Raw genomic sequence first — 24759 nt, forward strand, 5'->3', positions numbered from 1 at the left:
ACTTGGCGTTCAAGGCTACAATTGTTATGTTATCACATTACTTAATAACCTCATGGACGTCTGGATGACTCGGCGAGTGCTCGTCAACCTGCTATTTGTATTGGTGCTTAGCCAAGCCGGACTGTGGGCGCACCATCAAGTCGACACCTTAGCTCCGAGCCACCACAGTGAGCATTGTGGTGTCTGTCATCTCATCCCACCAGCAATACTGGCTTCCAGTATCGTGACACCGACGCCCACCTATGCTGCCAATACCCTCATCGTTTGGTCAAAACCTCAGCGAGCTTATCGTACCGCTATAGCCTTTTCGGCGCGCGCCCCACCGAGTGAAATAAATGCCTTCATTATCTAATTCATTTATTCACGAGGAGAAACCACATGAAAGCTCGTTTATTACCCAGCGTTATCACTATGGCCATCGCGACCACCTCTGCAGCAACATTAGCCGATGAAGCCAGCTATCAGTCGTTCGATGCCCACGTCCACGGGGAGGTAGCACTGAGCCTCGCCCAAGACGGTGAGCGCGTATTCATTGAGTTAACGGCCCCCGGCAATGATGTGGTCGGCTTTGAACACCAGCCTAAAAACGCCGCCGACCAGCAAGCGGTCGAAGATGCCTATGCGCTTCTGCGTGATGGTGGAAAACGCTTCCAACTTGCTGAAGCAGCGAATTGCCAGCTTGCCGAGACCAAAGTCACTAGCAGTTTTGACGACTACGATGAGCATCACGGCCATGACGAACACCACGGCCACGACGAACACCATGACCACAATGAACACCACGGTCATGACGAGCACCATAACCACGACGAGCACTACGGCCATGACGAACACCACGGCCATGACGAGCATGATCAGGGTAACCACAACACTTTATCCGTGAACTATCAATTCGTTTGCCAAACCCCACAAGCCTTCACCGAATTGAAAACGGATTGGTTTAGCCTGTTCCCTAACACAGAAGCCATCAAAATTCAGGCCGTTACCGATGATAAGGTCTGGGTTGACACCTTGATTCGTACTAAGTCGCACATCCAGTGGTAGTGAAAAAAGGAGGCGGGGCGCATCCAGTGCCCCTGTCAGGCATGATAGCCATCAAACAACTAGGTTTTACGTGGCCCGATCAGTCGCAACCGATCTTAGACATCGATAGCTTTACGGTCGGTGAAGGCGAGCATGTATTTTTACAAGGTCCCAGCGGCAGTGGTAAATCCACCCTGCTAAGCCTGATTGCGGGTATTCATATCCCCCAGACGGGTACGCTGACGGTCAATCATCAAGCGCTAACGGCACTGAATGATCGCGAGCGTGATCAATTCCGTGCTAACCACATTGGTTATATTTTTCAGCAATTTAATCTGCTGCCTTATTTATCGGTGATCGATAATGTCACCGTGCCGCTGCGCTTTTCTCACCTGCGTCGTCAGGCGTTGACACGATCGCCTCATCAAGAGGCCGCCACCTTGCTCGACCAATTGGGCTTACCCACAAACTGCCACCACCAGCCGGTCACCGCGCTGAGTATCGGCCAGCAACAACGGGTCGCGGCGGCGCGGGCGCTGATTGGTGCGCCGGCGTTAATTATCGCTGACGAGCCGACTTCTGCGCTCGACGCTGACACCCGCAACACCTTTATTCAGTTGCTTCAAGACCGCTGCCGAGAAGCCAACAGCAGCTTATTGTTTGTCAGCCATGACAGTCAATTAGCGCCCTTGTTTGACCGTGATGTCTCGCTTCCCGCGCTGAATCGCGCCATGCGTCGCAAGGAGGATCAGCAATGATTTCGCTATTGGGACTCGCAGGGAAAAGCCTGAAAAATCGCCGCGCCACCGCATTGCTTTCTTTGCTGACCGTCACCATCGCCGTGGTGCTGTTACTCGGCGTCGAAAAGGTGCGCACGCAAGCGAAGGCCAGCTTTGCCAACACCATTTCCAACACCGATTTAATTGTGGGCGCCCGTTCCGGCTCCATTAATTTGCTGCTCTATTCCGTGTTTCGAATTGGTAACGCCACCAACAATATCGGCTGGGAAAGTTATCAACGCCTTCGCGAGCACTCAGATGTGAGTTGGACCATCCCCATTTCACTCGGGGATTCTCACCGTGGCTTTCGCGTGCTCGGCACCAGCAATGATTACTTTTCCCATTATCAATATGGTCAAAAACAACCACTCGCCTTTCGCCAAGGCGGCCCATTTTCCGGTCTATTTGATACCGTGATTGGCGCCCAAGTGGCGAAAGATCTGGGATACAAAATGGGCGATAACCTAGTGATTGCTCATGGACTGGCCGATAAAAGCTTTAATCAACACGACAATTTGCCGTTTACTGTCACCGGTATTTTGGCGCCCACCGGCACGCCCGTCGACCGCAGTGTGCATGTGTCGCTCGAAGCCATAGAAGCGATTCATGTCGGCTGGGAAAGTGGCGCACGACTCGGCCAAGGCCTCACTCAAGCCCAAGCACAGCAGCGTGAATTACAGCCCGAGCAACTCACTGCAGTCATGGTGGGTCTGAACAGTAAAATCAAAACGTTTGCCGTCCAGCGTTGGGTCAATACTTATTCACGCGAGCCATTGACTGCCATCATGCCCGGCATTGCCTTGCATGAGCTATGGGACATGATGCGCGTGGGCGAGCAAGCGCTATTAGTGATCGCTGGATTTGTCGTCGTTGCTGGATTATTAGGCATGCTCTCCAGCCTGCTCACCAGCCTGAACGAGCGTCGACGAGAAATGGCAATTTTACGGGCAATGGGCGCACGTCCGGTACATATTATTCTGCTGTTGGTCAGTGAGGCGGTTGCCATCACCCTGGCGGGTATCATCTTAGGTGTGCTACTGCTTTATGGCGGTCTTGCGCTCACCCAGCCCTATATTATCAGTGAATTTGGCCTGTTCTTACCGCTCGACTGGCCCTCTTATTATGAATGTTTGTTAATGGTCGGCGTGTTTATCGCTGGTCTCGTGGTCGGCTTAATTCCCGCTTGGCGCGCGTACCGACAAACACTGTCCGACGGCATGACAATGAAGGTATAACCCATGAAAAAACGGATAACGCTCCATCTTATCGCCTTGCTTAGCGGCCTTTTGAGTTCGCTTGCTTGGGCAAGCAGTGAACCACTCATGCTCGATTGGATAGATTTGGTTCCTGAGCACGAACGGGCACAGTTTGATAGCCGCGGCATGCCAGACATTAGCCACGACGGTGATAACCCGCAAAGCTTGGTCGGATCGGTTCGCCCTGAACTCAATAATAGCCAAGTTAAAATCCCCGGCTTTGTGATCCCGTTAGAAGGTGACGATCAACGGGTGACCGAATTCTTGCTGGTCCCTTTTCTTGGCGCCTGCATCCATGTGCCACCCCCACCGCCCAATCAAATTATTTACGTAAAGTTTGCCGATGGCGCGCCGATTCAAGAACTATGGGATGTGGTTTATGTCGAAGGGACACTCAATACTGAGCATGTCAGTCATGACTTGGCAGAGGTGGGATATGTACTGCAAGGTACAACGCTAAGCGCCTACGACGACGGATAGATTTCTATCAATCAGTGAGCTTGATCGGCGCCGACACCATTGTCAGACAATATAATGAGACAATATCGCCAGTGCGCCGATATAAATGGCGATCAACAGTAAATTGATGGAGTTAGGTTTTTGCCTTCGCACACGCATCCCTACGCTTAATAGATAACACCATAATGTTAACAAATTTAATCATTAATTAACATATTTGCCAGCATAAAATTTTGCTGACAATCAGTGTGAGAACCGCATGGCAGAGCAAGACAAACCCGTGGTCGTCGACGCCCACCCAGAGAAACGGCAACACCAAGATCACAGCTATAAAGAAGATGCCGATCTACGCGGCAGTAAAGGGCGACTAAAAGCGATTGCGAGCGAGTATCAAGTTGATGCTCGCTTACAAGACGTGGAGCAAGAGGATCTCGCCCATCGCAGCGCAAACCGCCAACGCCAGGTGATGCAAAAGCAACAAGCCAACCTCGAAGCGATCATTGCTCATACCTATGAAAGTTGTCACAGTGAAACGGCACAAACCCCCGATCCGGATTGGCTGGTACGCTTTTTCGACTTAGCCCGCAATATTCACGGCTATGCGATGCAACAGCTTTGGGCCAAGATCCTTAAACAGGAAATATTGCGTCCGGGAAGCACCTCGATCAAAGCACTCACCCTTTTAGAAACCATGACCCAGCGCGAAGCGCAAGCACTGCAACGCGCCTGTGCATTGTCCAGCACCTTTGGCCAAGACAGCACCAAAAAGCTAGTCACCGGTTTTCGCCGCCGCCAAGGCTTGGTGCAACTGCTACGCCCAGAGCCGCCCCATAAGCTCTCTCTGGGTCACTATCAACTGTCTTACACCGACTTAATGCTGTTGATGGACTTGGGGCTGATCCTGCGCACTGAGCTCGAATCCGGCGTGATTGAAATGCATCCTGCCATGCCATTTACACTGCAAGACACCCAATACATGCTCACTCCGCTCCACAAAGGGATGCGCCTGTATTATTACCGCTTTAGTCCCACCGGCCACGAGCTGGCTAAACTGGTCGGCAAACGCGTGCATCCCGACTACCACCACGCGATTTGTGCGTTGCTCGCCGAAGGCTTTGAGATGCACAGCGATATTGGCGATACCGTCAACACCCATGCGTGATACCTTTAGGTGCGCAGCACCCCCCGATCGCGCAACACATCAAGGCAGACCGCCACATGCTCAGCAACACGCTGATCGCCAGTTAAATGAATCGCCGGTGCGTGCGGCGGTTCATAATCTGACGATATGCCGGTAAACGCAGGGATCTCGCCAGCGCGCGCTTTTTTGTACAGCCCTTTTGGATCGCGCTGCTCGCACACCGCCAGCGGCGTATCGACAAAGACTTCGATAAACTGCCCCTCTGGCAAACGCTCGCGCACCCTCTCTCGCTCCGCGCGGAATGGTGAGATAAAAGCACTGAGGACAATCAGACCAGCATCGGTCATCAACTTAGCCACCTCGCCAATTCGGCGAATGTTCTCGGCTCTGTCCTGATCGGAAAAACCCAGATCGCGACACAATCCATGGCGAATATTATCGCCATCCAGCAAATAGGTATGGTGCCCTTCTGCCACCAAGGCGGCCTCCAACGCACCAGCAATGGTCGATTTGCCCGAGCCAGACAAGCCAGTAAACCAAAGCACGACCGGCTGCTGCTGCTTTTGTTCACTGCGCGTTGCTTGATCAACACTATGTGTATGCCAGATCACGTTAGGATCGGAAGACGATATAAAAGATTGCGTCATAAATAGTCTCTCCGTCCGCCATGCCAAAATACGTGTGTTATCACGATTCACCTATTCTCTTATCATTGCCTTGATGAGACCTCGTATCGGGCTAGCGAATGATGTGGCTAGCCCGATATAGGGCTTATTAACACTCAGGTATTATCTATCCCAGCTGACCAAGATCCCGCGCTTGCCAATGCGGGAAGTGCTTGCGGATAAGCTGGTTTAATTCAAGCTCAAACGCTGAAAACGACGAGGTGGTTAGTGGCTGCGTCTCAGCGACATGACGAATCATGCCCGCGCCGACCGTCACATTGGTGAGACGGTCAATCAGGATAAAGCCTCCGGTATTCGGGCTATCGTGATAGGTATCTAGCGGCACCGCTTCGCTCAGGGTCAAGGTGCAACGACCTATGCCATTGAGCGGCAAGGTGTCTGCGTCATGAGTATTAAGCGTATTAACATCGACCCCATACGACAGTGCCTCAACCTGCGCTGAGGTTTTCTTGCTGGCCAACTGAATATCGTATTCGCGCCCCGGTGCCAGTGGGGTTTGCGTCATCCACACCACGTCGGCGTCAAATCGTTGACCCACCGCCACGTCATCATCCGCTCGCACCAAGAGATCGCCACGCGAGATATCAATTTCTTTATCCAAAGTGAGGGTGACCGCTTGACCGCTAAAGGCGAATTCACGATCACCGTCAAAGGTGACGATGCGCGCGATCTTCGCGGTAAGCCCAGAAGGGAGTACCTTAACCTCATCGCCCACATGCAACTCGCCACTGGCAAGGGTGCCTGCATAGCCACGGAAGTTCAGATCCGGTCGATTGACATACTGCACCGGAAAACGGAACGCGCCCGTCCCGCGTGATTTTTCAATGTCGATGGCTTCTAGCTGGCTGAGTAGCGGCTCGCCTTGATACCACGCCATCGCGTCACTGGCATTGACCACATTGTCGCCTTCCAGTGCCGACAAAGGCACCATAGACACTGACAAGCCGGGGTTGAGCTGATCGGCAAATGCCAGATACTGCTCTTGAATTTCATTAAACCGGGTTTGGCTATATGCCACCAAGTCCATCTTGTTTACCGCTACCACAAAATGCTGAATACCCAGCAAGTTAGCGATATACGAGTGACGACGAGTCTGATCCAAGATGCCGTGACGGGCGTCGATTAAGATCACCGCTACATCACAGGTCGACGCGCCGGTAGCCATATTACGGGTGTACTGCTCATGGCCTGGGGTATCGGCGATAATAAACTTACGCTTGGAGGTGGAGAAATACCGGTACGCCACATCAATGGTGATCCCCTGCTCGCGCTCGGCTTGCAGGCCGTCTACCAGTAGCGCCAGATCCGGTTTCTCCCCCGTGGTACCGACACGCTGGCTATCGGCATGGACAGCAGCCAGCTGATCTTCATAGATCTGTTGCGAGTCGTGCAGCAAGCGGCCAATCAAGGTCGATTTACCGTCATCGACCGAGCCACAGGTCAAAAAGCGCAATAAACTTTTGTGTTGGTGCTGTTGCAGATAACCCTCAATACCCAGATCGGCCACCTGTTGTTGAATTGCTGGATTCATGACTGCTCCTTAGAAATAACCCTGACGCTTTTTGCGCTCCATGGATCCGGACTGATCGTGGTCGATCGCCCGCCCTTGGCGTTCACTTGAGGTAGCGACCAACATCTCTTCGATGATCTCTGGCAAGGTGGTCGCGGTGGATTCAATCGCCCCGGTAAGCGGGTAGCAGCCCAGCGTGCGGAAACGTACCGATTTATGCATCACGGTTTCCTCGGGTCCAATCGGCATCCGCGCATCATCGACCATGTACAAGGTGCCCTCACGCTCCACCACCGGGTGTTCAGCCGCCAAGTAAAGCGGGACAATATCGATATTTTCCAGATAGATGTATTGCCAGATATCGAGCTCGGTCCAGTTAGAGAGCGGAAACACACGAATGCTCTCGCCCGGGTTCACTTGGCCGTTGTAGTTGCGCCACAGCTCTGGCCGTTGATTTTTCGGATCCCAGCGGTGGTTCTTATCGCGAAACGAATAGACGCGCTCTTTGGCGCGGGATTTTTCTTCATCTCGACGCGCGCCGCCAAACGCCGCATCAAACTTATGTTGATCCAGCGCCTGCTTCAGCGCTTGGGTTTTCATGATGTCGGTGTGCTTGTCGGAGCCGTGATCAAAAGGATTTATCCCCTGTGCTATTCCTTCTGGATTTTTGTGCACAATCAGATCTAGCCCCAGCTCTTTAGCGGTGCGATCGCGAAAGGTAATCATGTCGCGAAACTTCCAATCGGTATCGACATGCAACAGCGGAAACGGGATCTTACCGGGGTAAAAGGCTTTGCGTGCTAAATGCAGCATCACCGACGAATCTTTACCAATTGAATACAGCATCACGGGGTTATCAAACTCCGCTGCGACTTCCCGCAGTATATGAATGCTCTCGGCTTCCAACTGCTGGAGGTGAGTCAGTGTTTTTGCGTCCATCTTCATTATCCTTTAAGCGAAGTTAACCACGGCGGTTGGCGCTTGCGTGGGATCAGCATCGGTTGCCACATTATTATCACCAAACCAAGTCAGCTGACCGGCGAGGGCCGCGACTTCGCCCACTACGATTAGGGCTGGCGACGCCGCTTGCTCAGCCAGCGACGGTAAGTTGTTGAGTTGACCAGTAAAGACTTTTTGCTCTGGACGGGTGCCGTTTTCAATCACCGCCACTGGCGTCTCCGGTGAACGGCCATGAGCCAAAAGCTGGCTTTGAATGTGGGCCGACTTCATTAGCCCCATGTAGATCACCAAGGTTTGCTGCGCGCGTGCCAAGGTGGCCCATTCCAGCGTGTCTTGTTCTTTTTTCAAATGGCCGGTAATAAACAGCGCCGTTTGGGCGTGATCGCGATGGGTTAGCGGAATACCGGCATACGCCGTTGCCCCTGCAGCGGCGGTGATACCAGGCACCACTTGAAACGAGACTCCGGCGTTGGCCAGTGTTTGTAACTCCTCGCCACCACGGCCAAACATAAACGGATCGCCTCCTTTTAAGCGCACCACCCGTTTTCCCGCTTGGGCATGCTCCACCAATAGACGATTAATGTCGTCTTGGCTCACACTGTGGTAGCTCGCCCGTTTGCCCACGCAAACCAGCTCTGCATCTCGGCGACACAACTCCATAATCGGCTCAGCGACTAAATAGTCGTATAACACCACATCGGCTTGCTGCATCAATTGCAACGCGCGCAAGGTCAATAGCCCAGGATCCCCTGGCCCGGCGCCAATCAAGGCCACTTCGCCTTGGGTGGTGATTTGTCCACTAAGCTGTTCAAGCGCCTGCTCGGCTTGCTGGTGTTTGCCCGCCGCGACTAAATCAGCAAACCGGCCACTAAAAGCGGCCTCCCAGAATTTGCGCCGCCCCGTTAAAGTCGGAATGCGTGCTTTCAGTTTGTCGCGAAACGCGCCCGCCATCGCTGCCATTTTGCCGATATGTTGGGGGACCAAGGTTTCAATTTTTTCACGGAGCATCCGTGCCAATACCGGCGCTTTACCGCCCGACGAAATAGCAATGATAATGGGAGAGCGATCCACTAATGAGGGGACAATAAAGCTGCACTTGGGCGTATCATCAACCACATTGACCAAAATATTGCGGCTGTCAGCGGCAGTGGAGACCAACTCGTTGACTAAGGCATTATCGGTCGCCGCAATTGCCAGCATGTTTCCATCCAGATGATCGGGACGAAACGCCTCGCGTAACACCGTCAACTTGCCTTGCGCTTGCGCCTCTTCAATTTCACGGTCGACCTCTGGGGCCACTAAGGTGACCGCCGCCCCGACTTTGAGTAGCATGCGGGTTTTTCGCCATGCCACTTCGCCGCCGCCCACCACGAGGCAAGGACGGTGTTTGAGCTGAGCAAAAAGAGGAAGATAATCCATGATCGCGCATTTCCTTGATGACAATACCGCCACTATATCGCCCCACAACTATTACCTGAAATTCTATAAATTCATTTTTTATTCTTTTTAGTGCTTTAGGAGGGAGTGGAATGGGTAAGGCATCGGGTCAATTAAACAATGACTGCGATCGCAAAGCGCTCAATTGCCGCCTCAGAGCTTTGAAACGGTTCGATAAAGCCGATCAAGCGCACAGCTTCATGTGAATGATAAACGGCATAATTCAATTGCTTGATAACTAACGCACACTTTTCACTTGGAGATCCTGTTATGCGTTTGCTCCCTTCTGCTGTCGCCACCGCGGTGGTTGCCGGTCTGTTTGCCGCATCTGGCAGTGCCTTTGCCGATACCATCAACTTGCGTGTGATTGAAACCACCGATATTCATACTAATGTGATGGATTACGACTACTACAAAAACAAGCCGTCACAAAAAATCGGTTTGGTCCGCGCCGCGACCGTGGTCAAACAAGCTCGCGATGAAGCACAAAACGCGCTATTGGTCGATAACGGTGACCTGATCCAAGGCAGCCCAATGGGCGATTACATGGCGAGCAAAGGCATCCAACCTGGCGAAGTGCACCCAGTGTACAAAGCGATGAACTTGCTCAATTATGAAGTGGGAAACATCGGTAACCATGAATTCAACTATGGCTTGGCCTTTTTAAAAGAGTCAATCAACGACGCTAACTTCCCGTATATCAACGCCAACGTGTTTGATGCCGATAGCGGCGAGCACTACTTCGACCCGTATTTAATTAAAGAATACCAACTCAAAGATGAAGACGGTGATAGCCACACCATCAAAGTCGGTTATATCGGCTTTGTCCCGCCACAGATAATGACTTGGGATAAAGCCAACCTCGAAGGAAAGGTGATCGCCAAAGACATTAAACAAACCGCAGAAAAGTTAGTGCCGGAAATGAAAGCCAAAGGGGCCGATGTGGTCGTGGCTATTCCTCACTCAGGTATTTCACAAGCGCCTTATAAAGCGATGGCAGAAGATTCTGTGTATTACCTCACGGATGTCGACGGCATTGATGCCATTGCCTTTGGTCATTCACATGCCGTCTTCCCTGGAGAAGACTTCGCCAATATTCCCGGTGCGGATATCGATAAAGGCACGATCAATGGTGTGGCCAGTGTGATGGCCGGCCGCTGGGGCAGCCATGTCGGTGTAATAGATCTGGCGCTCGAGCAAGTCGATGGTCAATGGCAAGTTACTGACAGTCAGGCTCAGGCGCGTCCGATTTTTGATCAGGCGAATAACAAGGCCTTAGTCGAGGCCGATGAAGCTTTGCTTAAGGCTGTGGAGTCAGACCATAAAGCCACACAAGATTTCGTCAATCAGCCAATTGGTCAAGCTAATGATGTGATGTATTCCTACTTGGCCCTGCTTCAAGACGATCCGACCGTACAAATCGTTAACCTCGCACAGCAAGACTATGTCGAGCGCATGATTCAAGGGGACCCTGACTTAGCCGATCTGCCGGTGCTGTCTGCCGCCGCGCCTTTTAAAGCCGGTGGTCGCAAAAACGATCCGAGCAACTTTACCGAAGTGGAGGCGGGCCAACTGACGTTCCGTAACGCCGCCGATCTTTATCTGTACCCGAATACCTTGGTGGCACTGAAAGTCTCTGGTGCCGAGCTTACCCAATGGCTAGAGTGCAGTGCCGGCCAGTTTAACCAAATCGATCCCAACACAGAGCAGCCCCAGTCACTGGTGAACTGGGATGGATTCCGCACCTATAACTTTGATGTCATTGACGGTGTCGAGTATCAGATTGATATCACCAAGCCTGCCCGCTACGACGGAGATTGCAATGAGGTCAATCCAGACGCGTCGCGAATCATCAACCTGACCTATCAAGGTGAGCCGGTTGACCCTGAGCAAACCTTCCTGATAGCGACCAACAATTACCGTGCTTATAGTGGTAAGTTCCCAGGCACCGGCAGTGACCATATCGCCTTTGCCGCGCCGGATGAAAACCGTACCGTGGTCGCCAACTACATCAGCCGTGTGAGTCAAGAAGAAGGCCAAGTCACAGTGAGTGCGGATAACAACTGGTCCATCGCGCCTATCGAAGGCGACGCTGTGGTCAGCTTTGAAACCTCACCGAGCGAGAAAGCGGCGCAATTTATCGAGCAAAAAGGCCAATGGTCAATGCGCCGCCAAGGCACTGATGAAGTGGGATTTGGCGTTTATCATGTTGATTTAAGCCAGCCTCGTCAGTAGCTGGTTAACGACACCCAATAAATAGCTTTTGAATACCGCAGCCTGTCTGCGGTATTTTTTTACTTTCCCCTTTGGAGTTTTGGTATGGATTGGCAAATCGTGACATTTGACGCGCTTGATACGCGCACCTTATTCACACTGATGAAATTACGGGTAGATGTGTTTGTAGTGGAACAAGCCTGTGCCTACCCAGAGCTTGATGCGCTCGACACCGCGCCAGAGACGCTGCATTTAATGGGCTGGCTGAATGGCGATCTGGCGGCTTATGCCCGTGTGCTGGCACCAGGTGCAAGTTACTCAGGCGCCAGCATTGGCCGTGTGATCGTTGCGCCCGCTCACCGAAACGGTCAATGGGGGCATCAATTGGTTCGCCACGCGATTCAGGCTTGCCAGCAACATTGGCCACATGATGATATTGAGATTGGCGCACAAACACATTTACAGCGGTTTTATCAAACCCATGGCTTTTCGGCGTTTTCCGACGCCTACTTAGAAGATGGGATCCCCCATATTGATATGCGTTTATCGGTGAGTGACGCATCCGCCGTTTAAAGCAAAAAATCCCGCTGAATCAGCGGGATTTTGTTTTCATCTATTGGCGGTAAGACCTATTTGGTTAGACGGAAGCGCTGCATGGTCGTTTGCAGTGATTGCGCCAACTGGCTGAGCTCGCTACAGGCTTGTGCGGTTTGATCAGCACCGCCAGCGACTTCTTGTGACGAATCATTGATGCGCTCGATGTTACGGCTTAGCTCATCCGCTACCGAGTCTTGCTCGCCACAGGCACTGGCAATTTGCATGCCCATATCAGCGATGTTTTCAACCGAGGTTTCAATCCCACGCACCAGCTGTTGAGCCTGGTCGCCCTGCTCTACGCATTGCTCAATGCTCTCACAGCTTTGCGTGGTGGCATTGCGCGCTTGCGTGGCGTGTTGCTGCAGTTTTTCGATGATGGTGGTGATTTCGCCCGTTGAGTCTTGGGTACGGCCCGCTAAGGTACGCACTTCATCGGCCACCACCGCAAAGCCACGGCCCGATTCACCGGCACGCGCTGCTTCAATCGCCGCGTTCAACGCCAGTAAGTTGGTTTGCTCGGCAATATCACGAATAACATCCACCACCATGTTGATTTGTTTCGACTGCTGATCGAGCTCACTCACGGTATTGCCCGTTTGACGCATGTCCTCTGCTACTTTGCGAATCGATGCCACCATCCCATCAATATCTTGCGCCCCCATACGAGACTGCTCGCTCGCTTCGTTGGCTGCGGTGGATGAGCTTTCGGTATTCTGCGCCACATCCGCCACGGTGGCTTTCATTTGTGCCATCGCGGTCGCCACTTGCGACACCTCATGTTGCTGGTTTTGCATCCCAGTCGAGGTTTGGCTCGATACGGCACTGACCTCTTCGACTGCACTGCTCAATTGGGTGACCGCGGCAATCACTTCTTCAATCAGCGTGCGCAGACTGTCTTGCATCGCCATGCTCGAGTCCGCCAATTTACCCATTTCATCATTACCAATCTGGCTGCGATCCAATTGATAACTTAAATCTCCTTTGGCGATTGCAGAAGACTGCTCCATCACTAAGCGCAACGGACTGATGATCGCTCGAGTGAACACCACTGCCACCACAATCATAAAGGCGATCACTGCAAGCAGTACCCCAATAATGGTCATACTCACAGTAGAAACTTGGCTTAGCATGGAGGCGCGGTTTTTACCAATAAAGCCTTGCATCAACTCAGACATTTCCGTTAAGGACTTATCTAACTGTCCGAAGGTACCAAACGACTTAGATAAAATTTGTTGTGCTGCGGTCAGTTGCCCGTCTTCAACACGGTCAGGAAAAGCACTGAGCTCTTGATTATATTTGTCCCAATTGTTCTGGATACGACTGAAAATTGCTTTTTCATCATCGTACCAAAGGCTTTCTTGGTAGGCGTCGAGAGCACGGCTATAATCGCGCTTCATAACATCTATCTCGCCCAAGATTTCACGTCGTTCTGCCGGATCACTAAAGGTAAGAACCGCATACTGATCCTGACGAATCCGTATCATCTCTTCATTGAGTCGTTCGATCTCAAGCACCGCGGGAAGGGTATCGTCAGTAAAGTTCAGCATATTATCGCGCATGCCGCTGACTTGGGTGAAGATGTAAAACCCAAAGATCACGACAGCAATACCAATGAGGGAAAAAGCCGCGGTAAACTTTTTGCCAATAGATAGATTTTTCAACATGGAAAAGCGAGTCCTCAACAAATTAGTGATTAGCGTGTTAATGCCTAGACATCCATGTTGAGGCGGGCTTGCGTGTCTGTCCTACACAGCGGCGCAAATACTAGCACAAAAAATAACCAAAGTGTGATGAAAGACTCATTATTTTCGTAAAAAGTATGTCATACAACACTGGCTTGTTTGGCAGGCATTCACACCCTTAACCGCAATTTGTCCCTTTTCCGCCTCAATGATGCAATGTATCCAGCCGTATTGACTGATTTATAAAAAATAGCTTAAAAATCGTGCTGCAGCGACTTTAATCACAAAATTGCGCAAAAAACAGACAGAGTAAGGACTATAAAAGACAGGGAAGAGACCGAAAGCACCACCTATCAATGCCTTCGGTTAGATTGACGGTTTCAAGAAACTAACGTTGACGGGCAAAACCGCCATCAGAAAGGCGAAAATACAGTGCGGATTGACCTTTCTCCGTTTCGATCTGCAATATATCTAGCGCGCCACTGGATGTCCGTTTAAAACGAATCCATTGGCCAGGCTGAATGCGGCTGATAGGTTTGCCTTCACCTTCAATATTGGCAATCGAATACAAGTCCGTTAAGGCGAGATCGTAGCGTCGGAACAATTTGGCCAAGGTATCACCAGACTCAATTTGATGACGTGTCCAAGCGCTCTCTTCTGCGGTTGAGGACTCCTGTGACGTCGCAGAGTCAGCCACTGACGATGCGTTTTGTGACGCTGTTGACGATGGAGCTGTTGACGATGATAACGAACGGCTCGCATCTGGATTGATCGCAACCGGCTGTCGCGCCTGGCGCACAGGTTTATCCGATGACGACTCAGGCGGCGTGGGACTAGGAAGTAAGGCCAATACCACAACGACGGGAACCAGGATCATCAGCAGCCGCCGGTGGAGACGAGGCAGGTGGCGCCACGCGTGTTGTATTCGCGTTAGCATCGCACTGTGACGACTTAACGTCGCCGCTTGCTCTAAAACAGTGGTGAGTTTGTCTCCACCTTTCGCACGCAGTTTATCCCAGAGCGCTCGTATTGCTGTTAACTTCATTGCCACTCCGCGCATATATTGTTGTTTTGTCCTCATATTGGACGCCTTTTTGGCACAAAAGTTTACCCACGAAACCATCACCTGTTATCCTTTCACACTTTATTGACCCACAAAAGAGAGACGTTATGTCTGACGTACAACTGGAAACCGTCGAACAGAAGGCCAGCTATGGCATCGGCCTACAAATGGGCCAACAACTTGCGGGCAGTGGCCTTGAAAGTCTAAACGTCGATGCGATTGCCAAAGGCATCAGCACGGCCTTAGCTGGCGAAATGCCAGAGATCGAAATTGATGACATTAATAATGCATTGCGTGAGCTTCACACAAAAGCAGAAGAAGTTCGTCAAGAAGCTGCAAAAGCACAAGCCGCAGAAGGCGATACTTTCTTGGCTGATAATGCCAAACGTGATGAAGTGACGGTAACCGAATCAGGCCTACAGTACGAAGTGCTGGTACAAGGCGACGGTGACATCCCAACCAGCGATAAGCAGGTACGTGTGCACTATCATGGCCAACTGATCGATGGCAGCGTTTTTGATAGCTCAGTTACGCGTGGCGAACCGGTCGAGTTCCCAGTGACTGGCGTGATTAAAGGTTGGGTGGAAGCCCTGCAAATGATGTCGGTTGGCTCTAAGTGGAAACTGTATGTACCACAAGATCTGGCCTACGGCGAGCGTGGTGCTGGCGCAGCAATCCCGCCATTTGCTGCATTAGTATTTGAAGTAGAGTTGCTTGATATCCTGTAAAACGGATCAGCGCTTGAATAACAAGCAAAGCGATGCCAATCGGCATCGCTTTTTTTGTACTGATTACTGCACGTATTCACGTGGGTTGACCGCGCCCCACCAGCTGTATATCTCAGGGAAGATCACATCCGCACTCGATTCATATTCTTCAGCGCCAATGGTCTCCTCCCCTTGCTGACCAAAGAGCACCACTTCATCGTTTGGCATCACTTGATCCGCAATCTCGGTAATATCGACCATAATGGTGTTCATGGATGAAACACCGACCACGGGGGCTCGGTGACCTTGAATCAAGACATCAGCGTTGTTGCCCATTTTACGTGGCACACCATCCGAATACCCCACCGGCAGGTTCGCCAACACCGAATCACGCTTTAGCGTATAGGTACTGTCATAGCCCACGGTGCTGCCTTCAGGCAAGTGATGCACAGAGGCCACTTTAGTTTTAAAGCTCATGATCGGTGGCAGTTCACGGTTAGTGGGCTGATCGCCATACAAGGCGCCTCCCGGACGAACCATATCAAGATGGCCTTCAGGAACATTCAGGGTCACAAAAGAGTTCGCCGCGTGCAGCAATACGTCTTCACGTTGAAGCCCAGCTTCCTCTATTAGCCATTCGCTGTTCGCAGTAAACTGTCCTAACTTGCTACGAACATACTCCGCTTCATAGTTAGGAAAGTGAGTCATGATACCGACGACGTTAAAGCGTGGGTCGGTAGCGATATCCACCGCAACTTGTTTGCCAGATTCCTCGTTCATCTCAATACCATTACGCCCCATACCTCCGGCATTAAAGGCCATATGGACCGGAATGGTAATATCATGCTTGTCGGCTAACTCACGCATTTGCTCGGCTTGCTCTGCCGAGCCAATGAGCTCTTGCATGTTCAATGCTAATGCACTTTCCATTTCCTGCAAGGTCGCGGTCCGTACACGCATGATCTCGCCGGTAAAGCCGCCTTCGCGCAACGTCCGAGCTTCTTCATTACTGGCAATACCAACACAGTCGATACCACTTGCAATCACGGTGGGCAATAAGCCTGCAATACCATTGCCATAGGCATCCGCTTTCATTACGGCACAGATTTTCGTCCCTTCACTGACTTGCTGTTGAACACGTTGAATATTGTTAGCAAAAGTGGCCGTGTTCACTTCCAGCCAGCCGTTGCCGTGCCCCATATAACGCTGGTTAGTATCAGACGTGGAGGGAGCTGCTGATGTATAGTCAATGACAGCCGGGGCGCCAATGGCAACGACACCGGCGACGGCAAGCGCGACTAAAGATAGTTTTTTGTTCATAAGATTCACTGTTGGTCACATTAATGGCGCATCCGTGACACGTTGCGAATAAAAGTATTAGGCTCTTATTCACTGCCTCCTAGCTTTACCCGCTATTTATAGCACAAAACACGCCACGGCTGATGAGTTACTCAGTTAAAGAGTAGACAAACTCAGTGAAATTGAACAAAAAAATGCCACCACAAGGTGACACTATTTAAGGGCCGAGAGTTAGTTACATTCTTTCTCGGCGGGGCTATTCTCGACGAGGCTATTCCCGACGGGGCTATATCCCCGAACCATCATTTAAGTCGTCCTCATGCAAGCCGCACTCGCGTTTGAGACCAAAAAACCGTGTTTGCTCTTCACGCATGCCCGGTTCTAACCGCTGGGTGGTATGGACATCCCCCACCGACACATAGCCTTTTTCGCGCAATGGATGATAAGGCAAGTCGTGCTCGCGCAGATAATCATCGACCTGTTGGTTCGACCAATCAATCACAGGCAAGAACTTAAACACCCCATGCTGGACACTGAGTATCGGCAAATTGGCACGCGAGTCAGATTGACCTCGGCGGAGCCCAGAAAACCAGGTCCCGGCTTTTAGCTCTCGCAGCGCACGCTTCATCGGCTCAACTTTGTTGATTTGATTATATCGGCTGATCCCCTCCACGCCTTGCTCCCAGAGTTGGCCGTAACGCGCTTCTTGCCACGCGGGGGAAAGCTCAGCACGATAGACGCGCAAATCCAAGTTAAGCCGTGCAGTTAAGGTATCGATAAACCGGTAAGTCTCGGCAAATAAGTAGCCCGTGTCGGTTAAGATCACCGGAATGTCCGATTTAACCTGACTCACTAAATGAAGCATAAGCGCTGCCTGTACACCAAAGCTGGACGACAGAACACATTGCCCCTCGAGATGCTCAAGTGCCCAGGCCACACGCTCAGGCGCCGAAAGTGACTCCAATGTGGCATTGACCTCCGCCAATGCCAAGGCTTGCTGGCTTTTATTCATCGCGGCAATGTCAGCCAAGGCTAACGTCGCATTAGGTTGAACGGTTTCAAGCATAAAAATCCCTCTTAGATACATGCACGGGGGCAATCACCTCGCGGCGGATCAAGAAATCACCAAAGTGCTCACCCACTTCACGCTCCGTTGCCCAGCGACCAATCAACTGATCCAATTCTTCAAGGATCTGACGATCGGTGATGTTCTCTTTGTACATTTTGGGGATTCGGGTACCTTCCCAATTCCCACCTAAATGCAAGTTGTAACGACCCGGCGCTTTGCCGACCAAACCCACTTCTGCCAGCATCGCGCGGCCGCAACCATTGGGACAGCCGGTCACCCGTAAAACAATCGGATCGTTTTCTACTTGGTGTTTTTTCTGAATCGCTTCCACTTCGGTGACAAAATCGGGAAGAAAGCGCTCCGCTTCTGCCATGGCAAGTGGACAGGTTGGGAAGGAAACACACGCCATCGAATTCGTGCGCTGTACACTGTGCGCATCATCAATTAACCGATAACGACGCGCTAACGCCTCAATCTCGTCTTTTTGCTCTTCAGGGATCCCGGCAATGATCAGGTTTTGGTTGGCGGTCATTCGAAAATCGCCTTGGTGTACCTTGGCGATCTCTGCCATGCCGGTTTTGAGCGGCTTTTCTGGTGTATCACGCAAGCGGCCATTTTCGATAAATAAGGCGAGGTGGTATTTACCGTCAATCCCTTTGGTCCAGCCCAAGCGATCACCGCGACCAGTAAAGCTATAAGGCCGGCTTGGCGCAAATATTACACCAGCACGCTTTTCCACTTCCGCTTTGAATACATCCGCGCCAACACGATCAAGGGTGTACTTGGTTTTCGCATTTTTACGGTTCGAACGGTTTCCCCAATCACGTTGGGTGGTGACCACGGCCTCAGCAATCTTCAACGTATGTTCAAGCGGAATAAAACCAAAATCATCTGCGCGGCGCGGGTAGGTGTTGGTGTCACCATGGGTCATCGCCAGCCCACCCCCGACTAAGACGTTAAAGCCGATCAGCTGTCCTTGTTCGGCGATGGCGACAAAGTTAAGGTCGTTGGCGTGCACATCCACGTCGTTTTGTGGCGGGATCACCACCGTGGTTTTGAACTTACGCGGCAAGTAACGCTCACCCAAAATCGGCTCTTTATCTTGGCTGCCTTCGACTTTTTCACCATCGAGCCAAATCTCTGCGTAAGCGCGAGTTTTAGGCAGCAAGTGCTCGCTGATGCGTTTTGCCCAATCATAGGCCTGCTGATGGAGCTCGGACTCCACTGGGTTGGAGGTACACAGCACATTACGGTTCACATCCCCAGCAGTAGCAATCGAGTCAATACCATATTCATGCAAGGTCTGATGCATGAGCTTGATGTTAGGCTTTAGGACACCATGAAACTGAAAAGTTTGTCGCGTAGTCAAGCGAATGCTGCCATAGAGCGAGCTTTCGCGGGCAAACTTGTCAATCGCTAACCATTGCTCAGGGGTAATGATCCCGCCCGGCATCCGCGCGCGTAGCATCACGTTATGCAGTGGCTCCAATTTTTGTTTTTGCCGCTCCGCGCGAATATCGCGATCATCTTGCTGATACATGCCGTGAAAACGGATCAGCTGGAAATTATCATCGGTAAAACCACCCGTGATCGGATCCTGCAAGTCGTGATCAATGGTGCCACGCAAATAATCACTGTCTTTTTTTAGCCGTTCATTATCGGCCAGTGGGCCCAGTGTATCGCCCGCAAATTTCTGCTCACTCATTAGTACACATCCCTTTGATAGCGCTTATCTTTGCGCAATTCGTTAATAAAGGCTTCGGCTTGCTCACGGCTTTGCTGACCCTGTGTTTGGGCAATCTCGATTAACGCTTCATGGACATCTTTCGCCATTTGGTTGGCATCGCCACACAGATAGAGGTAGGCACCGTTTGATAGCCATTGCCATACCGCTTCAGCGCGTTCGCGTAACCGATGCTGGACATACACTTTCTCTGCCTGATCACGGCTAAAGGCCACATCCATCCGCGTGAGTAGGCCAGATTTAAGGTATTGCTGCCATTCAACCTGATAGAGAAAATCGTCAGTGAAGGTGCGATCGCCAAAAAACAGCCAATTATCGCCGCTGGCTTCTCGCTGCTCTCGCTCTTGCAAGAAGGCGCGGAAGGGCGCAATACCGGTGCCTGGGCCAATCATAATGATCGGGGTGGCATCGTTATCAGGAAGCTTAAAGTTATCGTTATGCTCAACAAATACTTTTACTGTCTCCGCTTGCGCTGCGCGGTGGGCGAGAAAGCTCGATGCGCCGCCTTGGCGTGACGCTCCACTCTCATACTGATACTCCACCAGCCCGACGGTGAGGTGCACTTCGTCTTCTACTTCTGCCTGGCTGGAAGCAATTGAGTACAAACGCGGGGTAAGCCGGCGCAATATCGATTGAAATTGCTCGACATTGAGAGTGACATCGGCCAGCGTCAATGCATCAATGAGCTGAGTGCGATTGGCAAACTCACGCAGTGCAGCTTTGTCTTTCGTCAAGGCGGTGAGTGTGTCGCTTTCCGACAACGCCGCCAGCGCAGTGATCTGCTGCGGATTAGAAGCGGTGATTTCATAGTCAGTGATCAGCGCCTCGCGCAACGAAACGGCACTGCCATCCACCGCTACCGACTCGTCACCACTCAGTCCTACTTGGGCTAAAATGGCATCGGCTAATACAGGATCGTTTTGATACCACACCCCCAAGGCATCGCCCGGTTGGTATTGAATGCCGGACTCATCCAGATCAAATTCAATGTGGTAAACAGCTTTATCTGACCCACGTCCAGTAATACGCTGACAGGTGAGTAGTTCGGCTGTGTAAGGAGACTGCTTAGTATATTTAGCGTGCGAGGTGGCTTGATGGAGTGGCACCACTTGCGCGTCCCCGCTGGCCTGAAATTGTTGCTTGACCTCGGCTAAGGTTTGCTCGCGCCAGGCACTGGCTGTGGCTTCATAATCCACATCGCAATCAAGACGGGCGACCATGGGCTGAGCGCCGAGTTTTTGTAAAAAGGCGTCAAAATCTTTACCTGTTTGGCAAAAGTACTCGTAACTCGAGTCTCCTAAGCTCAAAACGGCGTAGTGAAGATGGTCAAGCTTAGGCGCTTTTTTAGATTGTAAAAATTCATGCAGCTCAATGGCATTATCAGGCGGCTCGCCTTCACCATTGGTGGAAGCCACTATCACCAAGTGGGTTTCTTTGCCCAGCTGCTTGCCTTTATAGTTATCGGTCGCAACCAACTTGGCTGGGATCCCTGCTGCCTCGGCCTCTTGATGTAACGCCTCCGCCACGCCTTTGGCATTACCCGTTTGCGAGGCATACAGAATAGTCAGGGTGTGGTTGGGCGCGGCACTGGTTTGTGGCATGGTCTTGGGTGCCACCGCTTCACCGGCAGGTGTTTGGCTTAACCCCCAAAAATAACCACTGATCCAGGCCAGCTGCTGCGGTGACAACTCCGCCACCGCTTGTTGCAACTGGCCGATTTGCTGATCATTAAGCGGGCTGGTTAACCCGGAGAGATCCTTGAGTAACATGGTGACGACATTCCTTGCTAACATTGCGTAAATGCTAGCGTAACCTCACCAGTTAATAACAATAAAGAATAGATGTGAATGTTTTATAACTTTTTTTAAGATCCCATGTGTAGAAAGGAGTGCTTAAGCGGGGTCGCGGGATTAGTCGATAATGCGCACTTGCTGAAAACCAATCTCTAATGCATTCAAGGTCGCTTGATCGATATCGAGAAAACACTGCTCAACGCCGTCGGCATTCGTCAATGCCATCAAGCCTCCCGCAGCATGGCGGCATTCAACCACCCATCCTTCATTATCTAACGACGGCTCAACAAGCGCTTCAATCAAAAGCTGTTGGCGGTATAACGCACGGAGTTGTTCGGCTGTCATCGTCATTTGCCTATCGATAAAATCCACATCTTGAGCTTAGTATCAGATAGACGAGGGCGCCATGCATGGCCTTAACGTAAAACGGAGTTAGCGTGGTGCGGCATAGTCGCCGCACCGGATATCGAGATATGCTAGCTTAGAAAAAGCCTAAAGGATTAATGTCATAGCTCACCAATAAATTTTTTGTTTGTTGGTAATGACCCAACATCATTTTATGATTTTCACGGCCAATTCCCGATTTTTTATAGCCACCAAACGCCGCATGCGCCGGATAGAGGTGATAGCAGTTGGTCCACACACGTCCCGCCTCAATCGCGCGACCGACCCGATAGGCGCGGTTCATATCTCGCGTCCACAACCCCGCCCCTAAGCCATACTCGGTGTGGTTGGCAATCGCCAAGGCTTCGGCTTCATCTTTAAAGGTGGTCACCCCTATCACAGGACCAAAAATCTCTTCTTGGAACACACGCATGTCATTGTGCCCTTGCAGTAATGTCGGCTGCACGTAATAGCCGCCACCCAGGTCTTTATGGCTGCCCCCGATTAATACTTTGGCTCCCTCTTCCTGTCCAACTTTCAAATAATTCATGATCTTATCGAACTGCTCGTCAGACGCTTGGGCGCCCACCTGGGTCTCAGTATCGAGCGGATTTCCTTGTTTGATCATCCCGGCGCGCTCAATCACTTTTTCAATAAACGCATCGTAAATGCTCTCTTGAATCAATGCGCGTGATGGACAGGTGCAGACCTCGCCTTGGTTGAAAAAGCCTAACAACAAGCCTTCGACCGCTTTATTGATATAGGCCTCCTCTTGCTGCATCACATCTTCAAAATAGATATTGGGCGATTTACCACCAAGCTCAACGGTTGAAGGGATCAGGTTTTCTGCCGCACAGCGCAGAATATGGTGTCCCACCGGAGTGGAGCCAGTAAACGCTAACTTGGCAATCCTTGGTGACGTGGCGAGAGCTTGCCCGGCTTCAGCGCCATAACCATTGACTACGTTAACGACCCCGGCCGGTAGCAGATCACCAATCAACTCCATCAGCAGCAAGATGGTCGTCGGCGTTTGCTCCGCCGGCTTGAGCACCACACAGTTTCCCGCCGCCAGTGCTGGTGCGAGTTTCCATGACGCCATCAGCAAAGGGAAGTTCCACGGAATAATTTGCCCCACCACACCCAGTGGTTCATGAATATGATAAGCAACGGTCCCTGCATCCAGCTCCGCCGCAGTGCCTTCTTGGGCGCGAATACAACCGGCAAAGTAACGGAAGTGATCAGCACAAAGCGGAATATCAGCCGCCAAGGTCTCACGTACGGCTTTTCCGTTTTCCCATGTTTCTGCCACCGCGAGCATCTCAAGATTAGCTTCAATCCGGTCGGCAATTTTTAACAAAACATTCGCACGGTCAGTGACGGAGGTTTTTCCCCACGCATCTTTCGCGCCATGGGCAGCATCCAATGCCAGATCCACGTCTTCGGCGCTCGAGCGCGGTATCTCTGCTAGGATTTCACCGGTACAGGGCGAGGTATTAGCAAAATACTGCCCTTTCACGGGTGGAACCCATTCACCTCCAATAAAATTTTGATAGCGTGATTTAAAACTTACCACTGACCCTTCTGTTCCTGGCTTTGCGTAAATCATACTCTTTCCTTATTCCGTGTTTGAGTCGATGGCGGAGCACGTACTGCCCTCTCCTTGCCGTTATGACTCAAAAATCGTGGCAGAGTTTTTTATTGCTGGATATTAGGCGAAAGTCGCAGTGAGACATATGCAACAGAGTTGGGAAAAAACAGGAAGGCATTAAAAAACCGCGCAGACGCGCGGTTTAGGGCATAAGGCTGATAAAAAGCGAGATTAAAAGTCTAATTCTGCACCGACAAAGAAACCGGTCAGATCAAGCTCAGCTTTGTTATTAAAATAATCGAAATCGTGGTCAATCATCCGATAGCCACCACGCACATTCAGATCTGCGGCGACCAAACCTAGTTGATAAATAAGGCCCGCCTCGGCATCTAAGGTGCTGGTGCCATCAAATTCGCCTTTGCTTACGGTGGCAAACACATTTAACGGCGTGCCTACCAAACCAACGCGCGCATCGACATACAGGTTTGGCTGCCATTCGTCGAAGCTCTGCCCTTGGAACTTACCAGATTGAAAACGCTGTAAATTAACGCCAGCATCCACAGATACAAGATCGTTATCGAGAAACTCGTAATACGCCACGAAGTCGATTTGGTCAAAATCAACGTTGCCCGAGCGAGTGCCATCAACACTCACCGAGGTTTGACGGATCTTGGCATTCGGGATTAACGGAAGCGGGTGCTCGAGTGCCGCATAATAAGAACCCGCTGTGCTGGCATCATCGGCTTCTACATTGTTGACATCAGCATCCATAAACCAGGCATCGGCGCCGACTTTTCCCCCGGCAAGGGTTGCTGCTTGAGAGGGCATGGCCAGTAGCGCGGTAAACGCTGCGGCGGCAAGCGTCATTGAAGTGGTTTTCATGAAAGTCTCCACATTGTCGATAAAAAAGTGTCGTCACGCGGAGGCGGCAAAGCCATGCCTTGTCGCCGGTAACTGATAATGATAGCAAGCTTTGTGCCGAGAAGAAGCCAAAAACAACTTATGCTGTCCGTTTGCTGTGCACACGCGCAAGTTTTCACGCTCTAGCGGCGACGGAATCGTGCCCAGCGCTTTTCATTGATGATCACTTCTGACTGACCTTTACGGCTGCGACGTTGACGTTTGACTAACCAAACCACCACAGCAATGACTAAAAGCCATGGCAGTAGCTTGAGCAGCGTACCGATCATCCCGGCTAACATCATCACAGCAAAACCCGCGAGCATCGCCAATACCATGCCCATGATGCTGACTCCGGTCATGAATAACACCACCGCAAAGCCAATCAGAAAAAGTAGTTCGATCATTACGATCTCCTTGTCTTGATAGCGAGACAGACTCTGCAGGTTTTAAGCCAATTTGTCACTC

23 protein-coding genes are annotated in these 24759 nt (G+C 51.4%); 9 read left to right on the top strand and 14 right to left on the bottom strand.

What is annotated here, in order from left to right; all coding sequences use genetic code 11:
* The first annotated feature begins 64 nt into the window (after positions 1–64).
* The 6 genes from BZG80_RS00255 (at position 65) to BZG80_RS00280 (ending at position 4679) form a co-directional block, all read left to right on the top strand.
* Positions 65–352 (top strand): DUF2607 family protein, encoded by a 288-nt coding sequence (locus BZG80_RS00255; protein WP_077459981.1) that lies wholly within the window; start codon positions 65–67, stop codon positions 350–352.
* A 26-nt stretch (positions 353–378) separates the two neighbouring features.
* The gene (gene zrgA / locus BZG80_RS00260; RefSeq protein WP_077678521.1) at positions 379–1044 is read left to right on the top strand and encodes a zinc uptake protein ZrgA; all 666 of its coding nucleotides are present in this window, start codon (positions 379–381) and stop codon (positions 1042–1044) included.
* Between the two features lie 41 nt (positions 1045–1085).
* Positions 1086–1781, top strand: a complete 696-nt coding sequence (locus BZG80_RS00265; protein ID WP_077669261.1) for an ABC transporter ATP-binding protein — start codon at positions 1086–1088, stop codon at positions 1779–1781.
* Positions 1778–3037, top strand: coding sequence for an ABC transporter permease (locus BZG80_RS00270; protein WP_077676653.1), 1260 nt, complete (start codon positions 1778–1780; stop codon positions 3035–3037). Before BZG80_RS00265 ends, BZG80_RS00270 begins: the two co-directional genes overlap by 4 nt.
* Positions 3038–3040: 3 nt before the next feature.
* Positions 3041–3538, top strand: coding sequence for a DUF3299 domain-containing protein (locus tag BZG80_RS00275; RefSeq protein WP_021023528.1), 498 nt, complete (start codon positions 3041–3043; stop codon positions 3536–3538).
* Positions 3539–3776: 238 nt separating this feature from the next.
* Positions 3777–4679 carry a TIGR03899 family protein gene (locus BZG80_RS00280; protein WP_077459986.1) on the top strand — a complete coding sequence of 301 codons (903 nt, stop codon included), beginning with the start codon at positions 3777–3779 and terminating at the stop codon, positions 4677–4679.
* A gap of 5 nt (positions 4680–4684) precedes the next feature.
* On the opposite strand, the gene cysC is transcribed toward BZG80_RS00280, so the two are convergent.
* The 4 genes from cysC to cysG form a co-directional block, all read right to left on the bottom strand.
* Positions 4685–5305 carry an adenylyl-sulfate kinase gene (gene cysC / locus BZG80_RS00285; RefSeq protein WP_077676652.1) on the bottom strand — a complete coding sequence of 207 codons (621 nt, stop codon included), beginning with the start codon at positions 5303–5305 and terminating at the stop codon, positions 4685–4687.
* A gap of 145 nt (positions 5306–5450) precedes the next feature.
* Positions 5451–6875, bottom strand: coding sequence for a sulfate adenylyltransferase subunit CysN (gene cysN, locus BZG80_RS00290; protein ID WP_077678522.1), 1425 nt, complete (start codon positions 6873–6875; stop codon positions 5451–5453).
* A 9-nt stretch (positions 6876–6884) separates the two neighbouring features.
* On the bottom strand, positions 6885–7793 hold the full coding sequence (gene cysD, locus BZG80_RS00295) for a sulfate adenylyltransferase subunit CysD (RefSeq protein ID WP_077459989.1): 909 nt from the start codon (positions 7791–7793) through the stop codon (positions 6885–6887).
* Between the two features lie 12 nt (positions 7794–7805).
* Positions 7806–9233 carry a siroheme synthase CysG gene (gene cysG / locus BZG80_RS00300; protein ID WP_077576875.1) on the bottom strand — a complete coding sequence of 476 codons (1428 nt, stop codon included), beginning with the start codon at positions 9231–9233 and terminating at the stop codon, positions 7806–7808.
* 288 nt (positions 9234–9521) lie between these two features.
* Here cysG and cpdB point away from each other — a divergent pair, with 288 nt between their 5' ends.
* Together cpdB and BZG80_RS00310 are read left to right on the top strand one after the other, a co-directional pair.
* Entirely contained in the window at positions 9522–11486 is a 1965-nt protein-coding gene (gene cpdB, locus BZG80_RS00305) for a 2',3'-cyclic-nucleotide 2'-phosphodiesterase (RefSeq protein ID WP_077459991.1), read from the top strand.
* Positions 11487–11570: 84 nt separating this feature from the next.
* Positions 11571–12038, top strand: coding sequence for a GNAT family N-acetyltransferase (locus BZG80_RS00310; RefSeq protein ID WP_077678523.1), 468 nt, complete (start codon positions 11571–11573; stop codon positions 12036–12038).
* A gap of 56 nt (positions 12039–12094) precedes the next feature.
* Here the strand turns inward: BZG80_RS00310 and BZG80_RS00315 are convergent, their stop codons facing one another.
* Together BZG80_RS00315 and BZG80_RS00320 are read right to left on the bottom strand one after the other, a co-directional pair.
* Complete coding sequence (locus tag BZG80_RS00315) at positions 12095–13726, bottom strand: methyl-accepting chemotaxis protein (protein ID WP_077459993.1); 1632 nt, start codon at positions 13724–13726, stop codon at positions 12095–12097.
* A 406-nt stretch (positions 13727–14132) separates the two neighbouring features.
* The gene (locus BZG80_RS00320) at positions 14133–14789 is read right to left on the bottom strand and encodes a LysM-like peptidoglycan-binding domain-containing protein (protein ID WP_198532906.1); all 657 of its coding nucleotides are present in this window, start codon (positions 14787–14789) and stop codon (positions 14133–14135) included.
* A 125-nt stretch (positions 14790–14914) separates the two neighbouring features.
* On the opposite strand from BZG80_RS00320, the gene BZG80_RS00325 reads away from it, so the two are divergent.
* Positions 14915–15535, top strand: coding sequence for an FKBP-type peptidyl-prolyl cis-trans isomerase (locus BZG80_RS00325; RefSeq protein WP_077678525.1), 621 nt, complete (start codon positions 14915–14917; stop codon positions 15533–15535).
* Between the two features lie 63 nt (positions 15536–15598).
* On the opposite strand, the gene alr is transcribed toward BZG80_RS00325, so the two are convergent.
* The 8 genes from alr to pspG all read right to left on the bottom strand — a co-directional run bounded on the left by alr (position 15599) and on the right by pspG (position 24698).
* Complete coding sequence (gene alr, locus BZG80_RS00330; RefSeq protein ID WP_077678526.1) at positions 15599–16834, bottom strand: alanine racemase; 1236 nt, start codon at positions 16832–16834, stop codon at positions 15599–15601.
* A 265-nt stretch (positions 16835–17099) separates the two neighbouring features.
* Entirely contained in the window at positions 17100–17879 is a 780-nt protein-coding gene (locus BZG80_RS00335) for a phosphoadenylyl-sulfate reductase (protein WP_077645990.1), read from the bottom strand.
* A complete protein-coding gene (cysI, locus tag BZG80_RS00340) occupies positions 17872–19587 on the bottom strand; it encodes an assimilatory sulfite reductase (NADPH) hemoprotein subunit (RefSeq protein ID WP_077678527.1) in 1716 nt (571 codons plus the stop codon). The genes BZG80_RS00335 and cysI overlap by 8 nt, the downstream gene beginning before the upstream one ends.
* Positions 19587–21395 carry an assimilatory sulfite reductase (NADPH) flavoprotein subunit gene (locus BZG80_RS00345; RefSeq protein ID WP_077678528.1) on the bottom strand — a complete coding sequence of 603 codons (1809 nt, stop codon included), beginning with the start codon at positions 21393–21395 and terminating at the stop codon, positions 19587–19589. Before BZG80_RS00345 ends, cysI begins: the two co-directional genes overlap by 1 nt.
* Before the next feature lie 141 nt (positions 21396–21536).
* A complete protein-coding gene (locus tag BZG80_RS00350) occupies positions 21537–21764 on the bottom strand; it encodes a hypothetical protein (protein WP_021023512.1) in 228 nt (75 codons plus the stop codon).
* 136 nt (positions 21765–21900) lie between these two features.
* Positions 21901–23409, bottom strand: coding sequence for an acetaldehyde dehydrogenase ExaC (exaC, locus tag BZG80_RS00355; RefSeq protein ID WP_077676642.1), 1509 nt, complete (start codon positions 23407–23409; stop codon positions 21901–21903).
* A gap of 213 nt (positions 23410–23622) precedes the next feature.
* On the bottom strand, positions 23623–24273 hold the full coding sequence (locus tag BZG80_RS00360; RefSeq protein WP_077678529.1) for a TIGR04219 family outer membrane beta-barrel protein: 651 nt from the start codon (positions 24271–24273) through the stop codon (positions 23623–23625).
* A 161-nt stretch (positions 24274–24434) separates the two neighbouring features.
* Positions 24435–24698 (bottom strand): envelope stress response protein PspG, encoded by a 264-nt coding sequence (gene pspG, locus BZG80_RS00365; RefSeq protein ID WP_077669275.1) that lies wholly within the window; start codon positions 24696–24698, stop codon positions 24435–24437.
* Positions 24699–24759: the final 61 nt, after the last annotated feature.

The sequence above is a fragment of the Salinivibrio sp. MA440 genome, assembly GCF_001996265.1.
In the GTDB taxonomy this organism is placed as follows: domain Bacteria; phylum Pseudomonadota; class Gammaproteobacteria; order Enterobacterales; family Vibrionaceae; genus Salinivibrio; species Salinivibrio costicola.

What these genes read in the sequence shown, in the direction of transcription:
- BZG80_RS00255 (WP_077459981.1), top strand. Translation starts at nt 65, where the DNA reads ATGACTCGGCGAGTGCTCGTCAACCTGCTATTTGTATTGGTGCTTAGC.
- zrgA (WP_077678521.1), top strand. Translation starts at nt 379, where the DNA reads ATGAAAGCTCGTTTATTACCCAGCGTTATCACTATGGCCATCGCGACC.
- BZG80_RS00265 (WP_077669261.1), top strand. Translation starts at nt 1,086, where the DNA reads ATGATAGCCATCAAACAACTAGGTTTTACGTGGCCCGATCAGTCGCAA.
- BZG80_RS00270 (WP_077676653.1), top strand. Translation starts at nt 1,778, where the DNA reads ATGATTTCGCTATTGGGACTCGCAGGGAAAAGCCTGAAAAATCGCCGC.
- BZG80_RS00275 (WP_021023528.1), top strand. Translation starts at nt 3,041, where the DNA reads ATGAAAAAACGGATAACGCTCCATCTTATCGCCTTGCTTAGCGGCCTT.
- BZG80_RS00280 (WP_077459986.1), top strand. Translation starts at nt 3,777, where the DNA reads ATGGCAGAGCAAGACAAACCCGTGGTCGTCGACGCCCACCCAGAGAAA.
- cysC (WP_077676652.1), bottom strand. Translation starts at nt 5,305, where the DNA reads ATGACGCAATCTTTTATATCGTCTTCCGATCCTAACGTGATCTGGCAT.
- cysN (WP_077678522.1), bottom strand. Translation starts at nt 6,875, where the DNA reads ATGAATCCAGCAATTCAACAACAGGTGGCCGATCTGGGTATTGAGGGT.
- cysD (WP_077459989.1), bottom strand. Translation starts at nt 7,793, where the DNA reads ATGGACGCAAAAACACTGACTCACCTCCAGCAGTTGGAAGCCGAGAGC.
- cysG (WP_077576875.1), bottom strand. Translation starts at nt 9,233, where the DNA reads ATGGATTATCTTCCTCTTTTTGCTCAGCTCAAACACCGTCCTTGCCTC.
- cpdB (WP_077459991.1), top strand. Translation starts at nt 9,522, where the DNA reads ATGCGTTTGCTCCCTTCTGCTGTCGCCACCGCGGTGGTTGCCGGTCTG.
- BZG80_RS00310 (WP_077678523.1), top strand. Translation starts at nt 11,571, where the DNA reads ATGGATTGGCAAATCGTGACATTTGACGCGCTTGATACGCGCACCTTA.
- BZG80_RS00315 (WP_077459993.1), bottom strand. Translation starts at nt 13,726, where the DNA reads ATGTTGAAAAATCTATCTATTGGCAAAAAGTTTACCGCGGCTTTTTCC.
- BZG80_RS00320 (WP_198532906.1), bottom strand. Translation starts at nt 14,789, where the DNA reads ATGAAGTTAACAGCAATACGAGCGCTCTGGGATAAACTGCGTGCGAAA.
- BZG80_RS00325 (WP_077678525.1), top strand. Translation starts at nt 14,915, where the DNA reads ATGTCTGACGTACAACTGGAAACCGTCGAACAGAAGGCCAGCTATGGC.
- alr (WP_077678526.1), bottom strand. Translation starts at nt 16,834, where the DNA reads ATGAACAAAAAACTATCTTTAGTCGCGCTTGCCGTCGCCGGTGTCGTT.
- BZG80_RS00335 (WP_077645990.1), bottom strand. Translation starts at nt 17,879, where the DNA reads ATGCTTGAAACCGTTCAACCTAATGCGACGTTAGCCTTGGCTGACATT.
- cysI (WP_077678527.1), bottom strand. Translation starts at nt 19,587, where the DNA reads ATGAGTGAGCAGAAATTTGCGGGCGATACACTGGGCCCACTGGCCGAT.
- BZG80_RS00345 (WP_077678528.1), bottom strand. Translation starts at nt 21,395, where the DNA reads ATGTTACTCAAGGATCTCTCCGGGTTAACCAGCCCGCTTAATGATCAG.
- BZG80_RS00350 (WP_021023512.1), bottom strand. Translation starts at nt 21,764, where the DNA reads ATGACAGCCGAACAACTCCGTGCGTTATACCGCCAACAGCTTTTGATT.
- exaC (WP_077676642.1), bottom strand. Translation starts at nt 23,409, where the DNA reads ATGATTTACGCAAAGCCAGGAACAGAAGGGTCAGTGGTAAGTTTTAAA.
- BZG80_RS00360 (WP_077678529.1), bottom strand. Translation starts at nt 24,273, where the DNA reads ATGAAAACCACTTCAATGACGCTTGCCGCCGCAGCGTTTACCGCGCTA.
- pspG (WP_077669275.1), bottom strand. Translation starts at nt 24,698, where the DNA reads ATGATCGAACTACTTTTTCTGATTGGCTTTGCGGTGGTGTTATTCATG.